The following is a 15,792-nucleotide window of genomic DNA, read 5'->3' as shown; positions in this document are numbered from 1 at the left end:
ACATATCCACCTGAATTTAGAAATTTTCTTTTGAAACGAAAGAAATGCGACACCTTATTTTGGAGTTTTCCAAAGAAAATGCCCGCAGACCTTCCTTAAGGAAAGCGCAGCGGGCATGCGGCCAGCAAGTGCAGCAGGAAATCAGCTCTTTTTCTGTGGGCGCTTCCAGCCGGGGATACTGATCTGGCGAGCGCGTGCCACGGTAAGCGTATCTGCCGGGGCCGTACGACTGATGACCGAGCCGGCACCAACTGTAGCGCCTGCTTCCAGTGTGACCGGTGCCACCATCAAGGTGCCGGAACCGACAAACACATTGTCTTCGATCACGGTCTTGAACTTGTTGACGCCATCGTAATTGCAGGTGACCGAGCCGGCTCCCACGTTCACCTTGCTGCCGATCTCGGCATCGCCAATATAGGTGAGGTGATTGACCTTAGAACCCAGGCCAACCGTACTCTTTTTGATTTCGACAAAATTGCCGATATGCACTTCGTCGGACAATGCCGCTCCCGGACGCAGGCGGGCATACGGGCCGATGCGGCAATCCGCCCCGACTACGGCATCTTCCAGATGCGAGAAGGCGGCAATACGGCTGCCTGCAGCGATCTTGACGTTTTTCAGCACGCAGTTGGCACCGATCTCGACATTGTCGCCCAGCTCGACCTGGCCTTCGAATACGCAGTTGATGTCGATACTGACGTCGCGGCCATGCTTCAGGCTGCCACGGATATCGATGCGGGCCGGGTCGGCCAGCGTGACGCCGGCAGTCAGCAGCGCACGGGCCTGGTTCTGCTGCAGGATGCGCTCCAGCTCGGCCAGTTGCAGCTTGTTGTTCACCCCGGCGGCTTCCCACGATGCGGACACACTGACGCTTTCCACCGCAACGCCATCGGCCACGGCCAGTGCCAGCACGTCCGTCAGATAATATTCGCCCTGGGCATTGCCATTGCGCAGGGCTTGCAGCCAGCCTGACAGCTGGCTGTTTGGCAGCACCATCATGCCGGTATTGATTTCACGGATGGCCAGTTGCTCCGGCGTGCAATCCTTGTGTTCGACAATGGCCTTGAGTTTGCCGTCGCTGCCACGCAGCATGCGGCCATAGCCAGTAGCATCTTCCAGCACGTCGGTGAGCACCGCCATGCCATCACCAGCCGCGGCAATCAGCTGTTGCAGTGTTTCACTGCGGGTGAGCGGCACATCGCCGTACAGTACCAGCGTCCTGCCCGTTTGCGGCAAGGCTGGTAGCGCCATTTTCAATGCGTGGCCGGTACCCAGCTGCTCGGCCTGTTCGGCCCAGACAATATCTTCGTCCTTGATGGTTTGGCGTACCTGATCACCACCAAAGCCGTACACCACCACCAACTGGGATGGATTCAGCGAGCGGGCGGTAGCAATGACGCGGGCGAGCATCGGTGCGCCACCGATGGGGTGCAATACCTTGGGCATGGCAGAGTACATGCGGGTACCCTTGCCTGCCGCCAGAATGACAATACTGAGGCTGTCCATGCGAACTCTTTAACTGACCAAAAATGAAAAAGGCTGCCACTGAAGTGGCAGCCTGCAACTATACACGATTCGTTCCCGCGCTTTTAGTGCACGCGTTTCTTGAGGTAGTCCAGCGCCTTGAGCTGGGCAATGGCAACTGCCAGGGCAGCGTGAGCCTTTGCCGTGCTCAGGTCGTCGGTTGCATGCTGCAGGGATTCCTCTGCAGTACGCTTGGCCTCATTGGCGCGCGCTTCGTCGAGATCCTCGCCGCGGATCGCCGTATCAGCCAGAACGGTGATGTGGGTGGGCTGTACTTCCAGCATGCCGCCGGAGACAGCCACCAACACTTCTTCCTTGCTACCCGGCACGGTCATGCGCAATACACCGGGTTTGATACGGGTCAGGAGCGGCACGTGTCGCGGATAGACACCGATCTCACCTTCCAGCGCCGGGGCAACCAGAAACTCGGCTTCACCCGAGTAGATGAGTTCTTCAGTGCTTACCACTTCCACATGCATCTTGGACATAAGCCCTCTCCTTAATTAAAGGGTCTTGGCTTTCTCAGCGGCTTCTTCAATAGAGCCAACCATGTAGAACGCTTGTTCCGGCAGGTGGTCGTATTCGCCAGCGAGAATCGCCTTGAAGCCCTTGATGGTGTCGCGCAGGGAGACGTATTTGCCCGGGGAACCGGTAAATACTTCAGCTACGTGGAAAGGCTGGGACAGGAAGCGCTGGATCTTACGTGCGCGTGCCACCACCAGCTTGTCGTCTTCCGACAGCTCGTCCATACCCAGAATCGCGATGATGTCGCGCAGTTCCTTGTAGCGCTGCAGCGTGGATTGCACGCCACGGGCTACGGAGTAGTGCTCGTCACCAACCACCAGCGGGTCCAGCTGACGCGAGGTCGAGTCCAGCGGATCCACGGCCGGGTAGATACCCAGGGCAGCGATGTCACGCGACAGAACCACGGTAGCGTCCAAGTGGGCGAAGGTGGTTGCCGGAGACGGGTCGGTCAAGTCATCCGCAGGTACGTATACGGCCTGGATGGAGGTAATGGAACCATCCTTGGTCGAGGTAATACGTTCTTGCAGACGGCCCATTTCTTCGGCCAGCGTCGGCTGGTAACCCACTGCGGAAGGCATACGGCCCAGCAGAGCGGATACTTCGGTACCGGCCAGGGTGTAACGGTAGATGTTATCTACGAACAGCAGAACGTCACGGCCCTTGCCGGAGGCGTCCTTCTCGTCACGGAAATGCTCGGCCATGGTCAGACCGGTCAGTGCAACGCGCAGACGGTTACCCGGCGGCTCGTTCATCTGGCCATACACCATCGCAACCTTGTCCAGTACGTTGGAGTCCTTCATTTCGTGGTAGAAGTCGTTACCTTCACGGGTACGCTCACCTACACCAGCGAACACGGACAGACCGGAGTGGGCCTTCGCGATGTTGTTGATCAGTTCCATCATGTTCACGGTCTTGCCTACACCGGCACCACCGAACAGACCAACCTTACCACCCTTGGCAAACGGGCAGAGCAGGTCGATCACCTTGATGCCGGTTTCCAACAGGTCGGTAGCGGAAGACAGCTCGTCAAACTTCGGAGCAGACTGGTGAATGGCGCGACGTGCGTCGGTAGCCACCGGACCAGCTTCGTCAACCGGGTTACCCAGTACGTCCATGATGCGACCCAGGGTGGCGTTACCAACCGGCACCGAAATCGGTGCACCGGTGTTGGCTACTGCCATGCCACGCTTCAGGCCGTCCGAGCTACCCATCGCAATGGTACGGACCACGCCGTCGCCCAGCTGTTGCTGGACTTCGAGCGTCAGGTCAGCGTCAACCAGCTTCAGGGCATCATAAACCTTCGGCATGGCGTCGCGCGGGAATTCCACGTCGATCACCGCACCAATGATTTGTACGATTTTGCCTTGGCTCATTATCGGTTCCTAAACATTTAACTTTTACAGTCTGTGTAACGGCTTACACCGCTGCGGCACCAGCCACAATCTCAGACAGCTCAGTGGTAATCGCCGCTTGACGGGCCTTGTTGTACACAAGGCGCAGCTGCTTGATCGTATTACCTGCGTTGTCGGTTGCAGCTTTCATGGCCACCATACGCGCTGCCTGTTCGGAAGCCATATTTTCGGCCAGAGCCTGATAAACCACCGACTCCAGGTAACGCTTGACCAAGAACTCCATCAGGCTGGGGGCATCCGGTTCGTAGAGGTAATCCCACGAATGCGAGTGCTCCACCACCATGTGTTGCGGAGTCAACGGCAGGAGCTGTTCGAGCGTCGGTTCCTGTTTCATCGTGTTGATGAAACCGGAGTAGACGATGTAAACCGCGTCCAGTTCGCCTTCAGCGTACTGTTTGAACAGCACTGTAAGCGGGCCAATTAGTTTGTCCATCTTCGGCACATCGCCGAGCTGGACTGCGCTTGCCACGACATTGAGGCGAGCACGCTGGCAGGCGGCAACGGCTTTTTGGCCGAGGCAGCACACGTCGATTTCGACGTTCTGTTCCTGCAGTTCCTTGACCTTGGCATAGAAGCGCTTGAACGAGTTCACGTTCAGGCCGCCACACAGGCCCTTGTCGGAGGAAACCAGGATGATACCAGCGCGCTTGACAACGTCACGGCGTGCAAGCAGTGGATGACCAAGATCCGCGTTTGCCTGAGCAAGGTGCGCCATAACCGTGCGCACCTTCTCAGCATAAGGACGGGCAGCGCGCATACGCTCTTGCGTTTTGCGCATCTTGGAGGTTGACACCATTTGCATCGCGCGAGTGATCTTCTGCGTGTTTTGCACGCTTCGGATCTTGGTGAGAATCTCTTTACCGACTGCCATTCCTGAACCTTTCTTTAGCTACGACGTGAGTCGAAAGGCTCAGTTGAAGCTGTAGCCAGCCTTGAACGATTCCATCGCCTTGGCCAGTACCTTCTCGTTGTCGCCGGACAAATCGCCCGAAGCGTTAACGGTGGCCAGCAGGTCGCTGTGGTTCGCACGCACGTAAGCGAGGAACTCAGCTTCGAATGCCAGGGCCTTCTTCACCGGAACGTCTTCGTAGCTGCCCTTGTTCACAGCCCACAGGGTCAGTGCCATTTCGGCAGTGGCCAGCGGCACGAACTGCTTCTGCTTCATCAGTTCGGTAACCACTTCACCGTGTTGCAGCTGCTTGCGGGTTGCTTCGTCCAGATCGGAAGCGAACTGCGAGAATGCAGCCAGTTCACGGTACTGGGCCAGAGCCAGACGGATACCGCCACCGAGCTTCTTGATGACCTTGGTCTGGGCCGCACCACCCACGCGGGATACCGAGATACCGGCGTTGATGGCCGGACGGATACCTGCGTTGAAGAGGTCGGATTCCAGGAAGATCTGGCCGTCGGTGATGGAAATCACGTTGGTCGGAACGAAGGCGGAAACGTCACCAGCCTGGGTTTCGATGATAGGCAGGGCGGTCAGGGAACCGGTCTTGCCCTTCACTTCGCCGTTGGTCAGTTTTTCTACTTCGTCCGCGTTGATGCGGGAAGCGCGTTCCAGCAGACGGGAGTGCAGGTAGAAAACGTCACCCGGGTAAGCTTCACGGCCCGGCGGACGACGCAGCAGCAGGGAGATCTGACGGTAGGCAACGGCTTGCTTGGACAAGTCATCGTATACGATCAGTGCATCTTCGCCACGGTCGCGGAAGTATTCGCCCATCGCGCAACCGGAGTACGGGGCGATGAACTGCAGGGCAGCGGCTTCGGAAGCGGTAGCGGCTACGATGATGGTGTGACCCAGTGCACCGTGCTCTTCCAGCTTGCGTACCACGTTGGCAATGGAGGAGGCTTTTTGACCTACGGCTACGTAGATACAAACAACGCCAGTGCCTTTTTGATTGATGATGGCATCCAGAGCAACGGCGGTCTTGCCGGTCTGACGGTCGCCAATGATCAGCTCACGCTGGCCACGGCCTACCGGTACCATGGAGTCAATCGCCTTCAGGCCGGTCTGCATCGGCTGGGATACCGACTGACGCGCAATCACACCCGGCGCGATCTTTTCGATCGGGCTGGACAGCTTGGCGTTGATCGGACCCTTGCCGTCAATCGGCTGGCCCAGGGCATTGACAACACGGCCCACCAGTTCCGGACCTACCGGCACTTCCAGAATGCGACCGGTACACTTGACTTCGTCGCCTTCGGAAATGTGTTCGTACTCACCCAGAACCACGGCGCCGACAAAGTCGCGCTCCAGGTTCATGGCGAGGCCGTAGGTGTTGCCCGGGAACTCGAGCATTTCGCCCTGCATCACGTCTGCCAGACCGTGGACACGAACGATACCGTCGGTCACGGAAATTACCGTACCCTTGGTACGGACTTCAGCGCCTTCAGCCAGGTTCTGAATCTTGGCCTTGATCAGATCGCTGATTTCAGAGGGGTTCAACTGCATGATCTCTCCTAATTCTTGAGGCTTGCCGCCATCGCTTGCAGCTTGCCGCGCACGGAACTGTCGATGACATCGTCACCGACCAGCACGCGCACACCACCGATCAGATCGGCATTGTCACGCACATCAAGACGCACGGTTTTGCCGTACTGCTTGGAAAGCGTGCTGGTGAGTTCGGCTTTCTGTTCTTCGGTCAGCGGGAACGCCGTTTCAACTTGCGCATCAACGATGTTTTCCGCTTCGGCCTTGAACAGTTCAAACTGACTGGCGATATGCGGCAGCAGCATCAGGCGGTGGTTCTCGATCAGGGCGACCAGAAAGTTTTTTACACTTTCATTGGCTCGCTCGCCGAGGACGTCCAGCATCAGCGCCTCAACCTCTTTTGCGGTATGTTTCGGATTGGTGACAACTTCAACCATATCCGGGTTGTTCACCATGGCAGCCAGCCACGCAAGCGCATCGGACCACTGGTCCAGCGTACGCGTTTCGGTGGCGAGGCTGTATACCGCTTCGGCGTAGGGCCTTGCGACGGTAATGAGTTCTGCCATGAGTTAATTAAAACTCCGCTTTGATGGAGGAAAGCAGGTCGGCGTGCTTGGCTGCATCGATCTCTTTGCGCAGGATCTTCTCTGCGCCGATAACGGCCAGCTGGGCCACATGCTCACGCAGGGCTTCCTTGGCACGCATCACTTCCTGATCGATCTGACCCTTGGCGTCAGCCACAATACGGGCACCTTCGGTGCTGGCATTGTCCTTGGCTTCGTCCACGATCTGGGTAGCACGCTTCTCGGCAGTAGCAATGATTTCCATTGCTTGCTGCTTGGCCTTGCGAACTTCGTCCGCAACGCGCTTTTCAGCGGCTTCCAGATCTTGCTTGCCACGTTCTGCAGCGGCCAGGCCATCTGCAATACGCTTGGCACGCTCATCCATCATATTGGTAAGCGGAGGCCAAACAAACTTCATGGTGAACCATACCAGGATGGCGAACGTGATCGCCTGGCCCAGTAGTGTTACGTTAAATTCCACGCTTGTTTTCCTCCAGAGAATGACTTCTACACCAACCGTTTACTGACTAAAAATTAGCCACCCAGAGCTGCTTTGGCAGCGGACAGGAACGGGTTGCTGAAGGTGTACAGCATGGCAACACCCACACCGATCATGGAAATCGCGTCCAGCAGACCGGCGATAATGAACAGTTTGGTTTGCAGAACCGGGATCATTTCCGGTTGACGGGCGGAGGCCTCGAGGAATTTGCCACCCAGAATGGCGAAACCGATAGCAGTACCCAGAGCGCCCAGGCCAATGATCAGAGCAGCTGCGATAGCGGTCATCGACTGAATCTGAGAAACGAGTGCTTCCATTATTTATCTCCTAAGACTTATGCAAGGATGGTTGGTAAAAAAAACTAAAACAAAGGTAAAGCTCTAAAAAAAACGGATACCACGAAACTCTTAGTGCGCTTCCACAGCCAGGCTCAGGTACACGATGGTCAGCATCATGAACACGAAGGCCTGCAGGGTGATGATCAGAATGTGGAAAATGGCCCACGGCGCACCCAGGATCCACTGCGCACCCCAAGGCAGCAGTGCGATCAGGATGAAGATCAGTTCGCCGGCATACAGGTTACCGAACAAACGAAGCGAGAGAGAGATCGGCTTGGCGGCCAGTTCGACCAGCTGAAAAATGAAGTTCAGCGGGGCCAGGATGATGGCACCAATCGGGTTGTGGGTGTGGAACGGTGCGGTCAGCAGTTCCTTGCCCCAGCCGCCCAGGCCCTTGGCCTTGATGGAGAAGCCGATGATGCACAGGAATACGGACAGCGACATGGCAAAGGTGGCATTCACGTCAGCAGACGGTACCGAACGGAAATAAACGTGATGCGCTTCCAGACCGAAGAAGGTGTGACCGATCCACTGGGCAATGTTCGGCAGCAGGTCAACCGGCAACATGTCCATGGCGTTCATCAGGAAGATCCAGCAGAAGATGGTCAGCGCCAGCGGGGCGATGACATTGCTCTTGGCATGGAAAATTTCTTTTACCTGGGTATCGACCAATTCGATGATGGATTCGACAAACAGCTGCAACTTGCCCGGATTTTCCAGGCTGGCACGACGGGCCACCATGGCGAACACGCCGGCGAACACGAAAGCCAGGAACAGGGAAACGGAGAAGGTGTCTACGTGCAGGCTCCAGAAACCGCGAGCCGGGGACGGATCGGAGTTCCAGAATGTAAGGTGGTGATTAATGTACTCAATTGCGTTGCTTGCCATCGCTCTTTTCTCAATTATTTGATTAGAAGCCCTAACCAGTAGCCGGACACCGTGGCAAAAAAGCCTGCCAGCAAACCCACTACCGATAAATCCTTGAAAAACACCAAAGATGCACCAAACATTAAGACAGTCAGAATGAATTTGACTGCCTCTGCCATGAAGTGCGCCTTCATCAGCACCGCAGGTGGGACATGCCGCTTGGCGTAGGCGATTCTTGCATAAACTGCGGCGGGAATCAGCGCCGACAGTCCCCCAAGCAGAACCGACACCGGAACAGCAACGGTGCCGGCGCTAAGCACGGCACCAAGTAGTACGGCCACTACAAGCAGTTTTGCTTGCAGGCGCAGTACGCGCCCGACTTCCGGATTTTGCATGTCCGACACTTAAAAAATCGCTCGATTATAGGCTGAGCGCTTGATTTGCGTCAAACTGAACATCACCCGCACCATTGCAGTGCAACATAAAATCATTTGTTTGATTTTGCTTGAAGTTTTTCAAGCAATCGTTCGAGGTCGTCCAGGTTGGCATACTCCACCTGCAAACGTCCCTGCCCACGTGCACCGTGGCGGATGCTGACCTTGGCACCGATGCGCTCGGACACCTCCTGCTCAAGCCGGGTGATATCCGGATCTCTCCGCTTTTCCGCTACCGGCAGTGTGGTTTTTTGGTCAGACAATTGTTGTACGCGCCGCTCCACCTCACGCACCGACCAACCCTTGTCCACCGCCTCATGCGCCAGCTCCAGCTGCTGTACCACCGGCAAGGCCAGCAAGGCACGGGCATGACCCATTTCCAGCTGATTCTGATGCAGCATGGTCTGCACCGGCTCTGGCAGTGCCAGCAGGCGCAACAGGTTGGATACCGCACTGCGTGAGCGGCCCACTGCATCGGCAGCTGACTCGTGCGTCAGGCCGAATTCGCTGATCAATCGCTTCAGACCCTGCGCTTCTTCGATAGGGTCCAGCTCCTGGCGTTGGATGTTTTCGATCAGCGCCATGGCCAACGCCGCTTCGTCGGCCACCGTTTTCACCACGGCAGGCACTTCGGCCAAACCTGCTTTGCGGGCGGCACGCCAGCGGCGCTCACCGGCAATCAGCTCGTACTCACCCAAGCCCACTTCACGCACCACCACCGGCTGGATCACGCCCTGGGCGCGAATGGACGCCGCCAGCTCGTCCAGTGCGGCTTCATTCATATGGCTGCGCGGCTGGTATTTGCCGGGGCGGATCAGATCGATGGAAAGCGTGGTGAGGCGGTCGTCCGCCACTGCGCTGGTGGCGAGGAGCGCGTCTAGACCGCGCCCGAGTCCTTTGAGTTTGGCCATGATGTCAGACAGATGGAGTTGCGGTTGCGGGTTCGAGGCGGGCGGTCAGTTCCTGCGCCAGCGTGAGATAGGCTTGTGCGCCACGGGCATTGCGGTCGTACACCAGCCCGGGCAGGCCATGACTGGGAGCCTCGGCCAGACGCACATTGCGCGGGATGACGGTTTCGAACACCTTGTTGCCGAAGTGGCTGGCCAGCTGCTCGGAAACCTGCTGTGAAAGATTACTACGTGAATCGAACATGGTGCGCAGCAGGCCCATGATTTCAATGCGCGGATTCACCGCAGCACGCACCTTACGCAGGGTGGTGACCAGATCGGACAGTCCCTCCAGTGCATAGTATTCGCACACCATGGGAATCAGCACGCTATTGGCAGCCACCAGACCGTTGAGCGTCAGCAGGTTGAGCGAGGGCGGGCAGTCGATCAATACGTAGTCGTATTGGTCGTCCACCGTACTCAGGGCATTCTTGAGACGTGCTTCGCGTGCCAGTTCGTTCACCAGCTCCAGCTCGGCCCCACCCAGATCGCGGTTGGCCGGCAGCACATGGTAGCCGCCTTCCTTGGCCGGCTGACGTGCTTCTTCCACCGAAGCATCGCCCAGCAGCACGTGATACACGGAGCGTTCCAGCGCCTGCTTGGCAATGCCGCTGCCCATGGTGGCATTGCCCTGCGGGTCGAGGTCGACAATCAACACCCTGCGGCCCAGCTCGGCCAGACCTGCGGCCAGGTTGACCACGGTGGTGGTCTTGCCGACCCCCCCCTTCTGATTGGCAACCGCGATCACGCGTGCATTCATTTAGCCACCATTCTCACCAGATGGCGTTCGGCGTCCAGACCGGGCACCGACACCGGTAGTACTTCGGCTACCGCTACCGTGTCCGGCAGCAGCGAGATTTCTTCGTAAGGATACACACCCTTCATGGCCAGGTATTGACCACCGTCGGCCAGCAGGTGCGGGGTGAGGCGGACAAACTCAGCCAGCTCGGCAAAGGCACGGCTGGTGATGCGATCAAACTTGTGTTCCGGCTGGTAAGCCTCCACCCGGCTGGTGATCACCTCGACATTGGGCAAGCCCAGCTCGATGACGGCCTGGCGCAGGAAGGTGGTTTTCTTGTGGTTGGCATCCAGCAGCACCACTTGCAGGTCGGGACGGGCAATGGCGGCCGGAATGCCCGGCATGCCGCCACCAGAACCCACATCCAGCAGGCGGGTGCCACCGTTCAGGTGCGGCACCAGCGACAGGCTGTCCAGCAGATGGTAGCTGACCATGCGCTGCTCTTCGCGCACTGCGGTCAGGTTATAGGTGTGGTTCCACTTGGCCAGCAGGTTCAGGTAGCCATCCAGCAAGGCCAGCTGTTGTTCGGTGAGGCCCAGGGCCAGCTGATCCAGCCCGTTTTTCAGTTCTGCAGTATGTGTCATGCGCTTGGCTTGCAATTATTCGGTTTTGGCGTCGGCAAAGCCACGCTTCAGATGCACCATCAGCAGGGCAACCGCTGCCGGGGTGATGCCCTGGATGCGCGAGGCCTGACCCAGGGTTTCCGGGCGCTGCTGATTCAGTTTTTGCTGTACTTCCTTGGACAGCCCCTTGACCAGGCCGAAGTCGATGTCGGCGGGCAGGCGGACGTCTTCCAGATTGTCGCGACGCGCCAGTTCTTCGTTCTGACGGTTGATATAGCCTTGATATTTGACCTGAATTTCCACTTGCTCGGCAACCACGTCATCGCTCACGCCGCCTGCGGCTTCGGGCAGGGTCATCAGCTCGCGGTAGGCGACATTGGGACGCTTGAGCAGGTCGAACAGGTTGTATTCACGCTCGATCCCCTTGCCCAGCAGGGTTTCCAGCGCGGCTGCATCCTGCAGCTTGGCCGGATGCAGCCAGGTGGTTTTCAGGCGGGCGGTTTCGGCTTCCACTGCGTCGCGCTTGCGACAGAAGGCATCCCACTGCGCATCATCGACCAGGCCGAGCTTGCGGCCCATTTCGGTCAGACGCAAGTCGGCATTGTCCTCGCGCAGTTGCAGGCGGAATTCGGCGCGGCTGGTAAACATGCGGTAAGGCTCGGACACGCCCTTGGTAATCAGGTCATCCACCAGCACACCCAGATAGGCTTCATCACGGCGCGGACACCAGCCTTCTTCATCCCGCGAATACAGGGCGGCATTCAGGCCGGCCAGCAAGCCCTGGGCTGCGGCTTCTTCGTAACCGGTGGTGCCGTTGATCTGCCCGGCAAAGAACAGACCCTTGATGGACTTGGTTTCCAGCGTGGACTTGAGGCCGCGCGGGTCGAAGTAATCGTATTCGATGGCATAGCCGGGGCGCAGGATGTGGGCGTTTTCCATGCCGCGGATGGAACGCACCGCCGCCAGCTGGATATCAAACGGCAGGCTGGTAGAGATACCGTTGGGGTAGAACTCGTGCGTGGTCAGGCCTTCCGGTTCCAGGAATACCTGATGGCTGTCCTTGTCGGCGAAGCGGTTGATCTTGTCTTCGATGGACGGGCAGTAACGCGGCCCCACCCCTTCAATCACGCCGGTAAACATCGGGCTGCGTTCAAACCCGGAACGGATGATGTCGTGGGTTTGCTGATTGGTGTGGGTAATCCAGCACGGTAGTTGCTTCGGATGCATGCTGCGCTGGCCGCGATAGGAGAATACCGGCTCCGGGTTGTCGCCCGGCTGCTCTTCCATGACCGAGAAATCAATGCTGCGGCCATCAATGCGCGGCGGGGTGCCGGTCTTGAGACGACCCACCGGCAGATCCAGCTCGCGCAGACGTGCACCCAGCGTGGAGGCTGCCTGATCGCCAGCACGGCCACCGGTGTAGTTTTCCAGGCCAACGTGAATCTTGCCGGACAGGAAAGTGCCGGCAGTCAACACCACGGTACGGGCACGGAACACGATGCCGATGGCGGTAATGGCACCGGCCACCTGATCGCCCTCGATCAGCAAATCGTCCACCGGCTGCTGGAACAGCGTCAGATTGGGCTGGTTTTCCAGCATTTCTCGGATGGCCGCCTTGTACAGGATGCGGTCGGCCTGGGCGCGGGTAGCCCGCACCGCCGGTCCCTTGGAGGCATTCAGGGTACGGAACTGGATGCCGCCGATATCGGTGGCCAGTGCCATGGCACCGCCCAGCGCATCCACCTCTTTCACCAGATGCCCCTTGCCAATGCCACCGATAGACGGGTTGCACGACATCTGACCAAGGGTCTCGATATTGTGGGTAAGCAGGAGCGTGGCGCGGCCCATGCGGGCGGCGGCCAGCGCGGCCTCGGTGCCGGCGTGTCCGCCGCCAACCACGATCACGTCAAACTGTGTGGGATAAATCATCGGCTGTACTCGGAAGCCCGTGCGCAAGACTGAGGCAGGGCAAAGCGTGCAGGAAAAACTGCCTATTCTACGGCAAAACCGATAGCAAGGTAAGTCATTGATTTGTTTCACCCCTACTGTAACCCGCGCTTAAAACGCAGGTCATTCACAAGTCATATGACGGAAATGTCCTCGTCAAACTGTATGACTAGCATGTGTTGCAAGGCCGCTCTGCTGAAAAGCTGCTGCCAAATGAAGGAGTTGCCGTGCCGATGTTCGGAAATGGCTGATGGCATGCCAGCACCACGCCAGTATTATCCCGAACCGACAAAACAAGCATGTCCGCATTTTGCCAGGGGAGTTAAGTCATGCAACTGAATGAAAGCATCAGCAGCCGTCGTCAGCTGAAACTGGGCGTACGCGTTGCCGAAACTGCCGAAGATATCCGCCGAGCTCAGAAGCTGCGCTTTGACGTATTTGCCGGTGAAATGGGGGCCGAGCTGTCCTCACAATCCCTGGGCATTGATTGCGATGAGTACGATGCGCTGTGCGACCACCTGATTGTAGAAGACAGCAACAGCGGTCTGGTAGTGGGTACCTACCGCATGCTGCCACCCGACATGGCACGCCGCGCACCTTCGCTGTATTCCGAACACGAATTTGACATCACCCGCCTGGACAACCTGCGCGACAGCCTGATTGAAGTGGGCCGCTCCTGCGTGCACAAGGATTTTCGCAGTGGCGGCGTCATCGCCCTGCTGTGGTCCGGCCTGGCCGATTACGTGCAAAAGCAAGGTGGCGAATATCTGGCCGGTTGCGCCAGCGTGAGTCTGGCAGATGGTGGCCATCAGGCTGTCAGCCTGTACCGCCAGCTGGAAACCAGTCACCTCTCCCCTGCCGAATGGCGTGTATTTCCCCACTTGCCGCTGCCGCTGAACCGCATTCATGACGATGCACCCTCCTCGCCGATGCCGCCGCTGATCAAGGGCTATCTGCGTGCCGGTGCTTTCATCTGCGGCGAACCAGCCTGGGACCCTGACTTCAACTGCGCCGACTTCTTCATGCTGCTGCCGATGAGCCGCCTTACCGGCCGCTACAACCGCCACTTCGTGGGCTGACTCCCCAGCCCGCACAGCGCTGCCGCTGTCATCAGCCTGGACGAAGCCCCCGTTCGTCCGGGCTGTTCTGTCTATATGACAGCGAACCCGGCTACAATCCGGGCATGAGCTACGCATTTCACCCGGTGGGCATTGTCCACTCGCCTTACAAGGAAAAATTCGGCATCCCGCGCCAGCCCGCGCTGGCGCCTGCTGCCGACATCCAGATCGAGCTGCTACCACCGTTCAATCACCCCGACACCGTACGCGGGCTGGAAGCCTTCTCCCACGTGTGGATCAGTTTTGTCTTCCACCAGACCGCCCAACGCGGCTGGCAGCCGCTGGTACGCCCACCGCGACTGGGCGGCAATGCCAAGGTAGGCGTATTTGCCAGCCGCTCCACCCATCGCCCCAATCCGCTGGGCCTGTCACTGGTCGAGCTGCGTGGTATCGACCTGGCCGACGGCGTAAGACTGCAACTGGCCGGTGCCGACCTGTTGGATGGCACGCCGGTACTGGATATCAAGCCCTATATTCCCTTTGTGGAGGCCCGCCCGGAAGCGCGTGGCGGCTTTGTCGACGGCCCACCACCCCGCCTGCAAACCAGTTGGAGCGAACAAGCGCTACTGCAACTTGCAGCCCTCCCCTCGCCGCCTCCCGCGCTGGCCCAACTGATTGATCAGGTACTGGCACAGGACCCGCGCCCAGCCTACCAAGATGACCCGGAGCGCATCTATGGCGTGCGGCTTTATGACTACAACATCCGCTTTAGCATCCGGGATAACCATGCCCACGTGCTTGAAATTCAGCCGTTTGCCCCGAACTAAACTCCCATGCTCCGGTCACACCGGAGCCCTTTACTCTGGAGAATAAAATCATGACACCTCGCGCGAAGACGATCATGCTCGCCTTCACCCTGGTTTCTGTCCTGGCGGCACCGTTCGCGGAAGCCGCACGCCTGGGCGGAGGCAAGAGCGCCGGCATGCGCCGCTCGGCCCCGACCAAGAGTTACCAGCAGCCCACGCCTATGCCGGCTCCGGCAGCGGTTCCGCAGGCTGCGCCCCAAGCCCAGCCCAAGAAGGGCCCGGGCATCGGTACCGCCATTGCGGCGGGTGCCGCTGGTGCTGCTGCCGGCTACATGCTGGGTTCGGCCATGAACAGCAATCATGCGTCGGGCAATGCGGTGGATAATGCAGGTGCCGGCTCCGGCATTCCCTGGGGCACACTGGCCCTGCTCGGCCTGCTGGGTATTGGCGGCCTGATGTGGTTCCGCCGCAAGACTGCCAGCCAGGCACCGATGAATACCCCGATGCCTGCCGGTAACAGCCCGGTATTCAACAGCAATGCTCAGGACGCAGCCCGCTTCGAGCCGATTCCCAAAATCGGCTCTGGCCTGGGTCAGACACCGTCTTACGGCGCAGCCCCGGCCATGAGCAGTGCGGTACCGGGTCGTCTGCCGGATGGTACGGAAACCCCCAACTTCCTGCGTCAGGCCAAGGCGACTTTCCTGCACCTGCAAAGCCTCAACTCACCGGATAGCCTGGAAGAAGTCCGCAAGTACATGACGCCGGACCTGTTTGAAGGCCTGCGCAATGAAATCGGCAGCAACACCGATGTGGCTGATTTCCCGCAGCTGGACTGCCAGTTGGCCGAAGCCGTGGAAGAAGGTGGCCGCTTTATTGCCACTGTGCGCTTCTCTGGCACCGTGAGCGAATCGGTCAACGCCCCTGCTGTGCCGTTTAGCGAATACTGGCACTACATCAAGGATGGCAGCACCAGTGGAAAATGGCTGGTGGCAGGCATTCAGCAGGAGTAATTTCTTTCTTTTGTGCGGATTTATCTCAACGGGCCCAGTCGGGCCCGTTTTTTATTATCCGGCCAT

The 15,792-nt window shown here is 58.6% G+C and carries 17 protein-coding genes; 3 read left to right on the top strand and 14 right to left on the bottom strand.

The window, feature by feature from the left end; genetic code table 11:
- Positions 1–141: 141 nt before the first annotated feature.
- The 14 genes from glmU to mnmG all read right to left on the bottom strand — a co-directional run bounded on the left by glmU (position 142) and on the right by mnmG (position 12,834).
- On the bottom strand, positions 142–1,506 hold the full coding sequence (gene glmU, locus GSR16_RS00800) for a bifunctional UDP-N-acetylglucosamine diphosphorylase/glucosamine-1-phosphate N-acetyltransferase GlmU (RefSeq protein ID WP_159874697.1): 1,365 nt from the start codon (positions 1,504–1,506) through the stop codon (positions 142–144).
- 83 nt (positions 1,507–1,589) lie between these two features.
- Positions 1,590–2,012, bottom strand: coding sequence for a F0F1 ATP synthase subunit epsilon (locus GSR16_RS00795; RefSeq protein WP_159874696.1), 423 nt, complete (start codon positions 2,010–2,012; stop codon positions 1,590–1,592).
- A gap of 15 nt (positions 2,013–2,027) precedes the next feature.
- Complete coding sequence (gene atpD / locus GSR16_RS00790) at positions 2,028–3,422, bottom strand: F0F1 ATP synthase subunit beta (protein ID WP_159874695.1); 1,395 nt, start codon at positions 3,420–3,422, stop codon at positions 2,028–2,030.
- Positions 3,423–3,465: 43 nt separating this feature from the next.
- Complete coding sequence (atpG, locus tag GSR16_RS00785) at positions 3,466–4,332, bottom strand: F0F1 ATP synthase subunit gamma (protein WP_045847705.1); 867 nt, start codon at positions 4,330–4,332, stop codon at positions 3,466–3,468.
- A gap of 39 nt (positions 4,333–4,371) precedes the next feature.
- Positions 4,372–5,916: a F0F1 ATP synthase subunit alpha gene (gene atpA, locus GSR16_RS00780; protein WP_159874694.1), complete on the bottom strand. Its 1,545-nt coding sequence runs from the start codon at positions 5,914–5,916 to the stop codon at positions 4,372–4,374.
- 8 nt (positions 5,917–5,924) lie between these two features.
- Positions 5,925–6,461 (bottom strand): F0F1 ATP synthase subunit delta, encoded by a 537-nt coding sequence (locus tag GSR16_RS00775; protein ID WP_159874693.1) that lies wholly within the window; start codon positions 6,459–6,461, stop codon positions 5,925–5,927.
- Between the two features lie 7 nt (positions 6,462–6,468).
- Positions 6,469–6,939 (bottom strand): F0F1 ATP synthase subunit B, encoded by a 471-nt coding sequence (locus GSR16_RS00770; RefSeq protein WP_159874692.1) that lies wholly within the window; start codon positions 6,937–6,939, stop codon positions 6,469–6,471.
- 53 nt (positions 6,940–6,992) lie between these two features.
- A complete protein-coding gene (gene atpE, locus GSR16_RS00765; RefSeq protein WP_045847701.1) occupies positions 6,993–7,274 on the bottom strand; it encodes a F0F1 ATP synthase subunit C in 282 nt (93 codons plus the stop codon).
- A gap of 90 nt (positions 7,275–7,364) precedes the next feature.
- Positions 7,365–8,183 (bottom strand): F0F1 ATP synthase subunit A, encoded by an 819-nt coding sequence (gene atpB, locus GSR16_RS00760; protein ID WP_159874691.1) that lies wholly within the window; start codon positions 8,181–8,183, stop codon positions 7,365–7,367.
- A gap of 14 nt (positions 8,184–8,197) precedes the next feature.
- The gene (locus GSR16_RS00755; protein ID WP_159874690.1) at positions 8,198–8,557 is read right to left on the bottom strand and encodes an ATP synthase subunit I; all 360 of its coding nucleotides are present in this window, start codon (positions 8,555–8,557) and stop codon (positions 8,198–8,200) included.
- Between the two features lie 92 nt (positions 8,558–8,649).
- Positions 8,650–9,507 carry a ParB/RepB/Spo0J family partition protein gene (locus GSR16_RS00750; RefSeq protein WP_159874689.1) on the bottom strand — a complete coding sequence of 286 codons (858 nt, stop codon included), beginning with the start codon at positions 9,505–9,507 and terminating at the stop codon, positions 8,650–8,652.
- Positions 9,508–9,511: 4 nt separating this feature from the next.
- Positions 9,512–10,303 carry a ParA family protein gene (locus tag GSR16_RS00745; RefSeq protein ID WP_159874688.1) on the bottom strand — a complete coding sequence of 264 codons (792 nt, stop codon included), beginning with the start codon at positions 10,301–10,303 and terminating at the stop codon, positions 9,512–9,514.
- Entirely contained in the window at positions 10,300–10,926 is a 627-nt protein-coding gene (rsmG, locus tag GSR16_RS00740) for a 16S rRNA (guanine(527)-N(7))-methyltransferase RsmG (RefSeq protein ID WP_159874687.1), read from the bottom strand. The genes GSR16_RS00745 and rsmG overlap by 4 nt, the downstream gene beginning before the upstream one ends.
- A 15-nt stretch (positions 10,927–10,941) precedes the next feature.
- Entirely contained in the window at positions 10,942–12,834 is a 1,893-nt protein-coding gene (mnmG, locus tag GSR16_RS00735; protein ID WP_159874686.1) for a tRNA uridine-5-carboxymethylaminomethyl(34) synthesis enzyme MnmG, read from the bottom strand.
- Positions 12,835–13,181: 347 nt separating this feature from the next.
- Between mnmG and GSR16_RS00730 the strand changes: the two genes are divergently transcribed.
- The 3 genes from GSR16_RS00730 to GSR16_RS00720 all read left to right on the top strand — a co-directional run bounded on the left by GSR16_RS00730 (position 13,182) and on the right by GSR16_RS00720 (position 15,726).
- A complete protein-coding gene (locus GSR16_RS00730; RefSeq protein WP_159874685.1) occupies positions 13,182–13,931 on the top strand; it encodes a GNAT family N-acetyltransferase in 750 nt (249 codons plus the stop codon).
- Positions 13,932–14,035: 104 nt separating this feature from the next.
- Entirely contained in the window at positions 14,036–14,737 is a 702-nt protein-coding gene (tsaA, locus tag GSR16_RS00725) for a tRNA (N6-threonylcarbamoyladenosine(37)-N6)-methyltransferase TrmO (protein WP_159874684.1), read from the top strand.
- Positions 14,738–14,787: 50 nt separating this feature from the next.
- Positions 14,788–15,726, top strand: coding sequence for a Tim44 domain-containing protein (locus GSR16_RS00720; protein WP_159874683.1), 939 nt, complete (start codon positions 14,788–14,790; stop codon positions 15,724–15,726).
- Positions 15,727–15,792: the final 66 nt, after the last annotated feature.

This window comes from Aquitalea denitrificans (genome assembly GCF_009856625.1).
Lineage (GTDB): Bacteria > Pseudomonadota > Gammaproteobacteria > Burkholderiales > Chromobacteriaceae > Aquitalea > Aquitalea denitrificans.
Note: the sequence above shows the minus strand (reverse complement) of the source record. Positions and strands in the feature narration are given on the sequence as shown.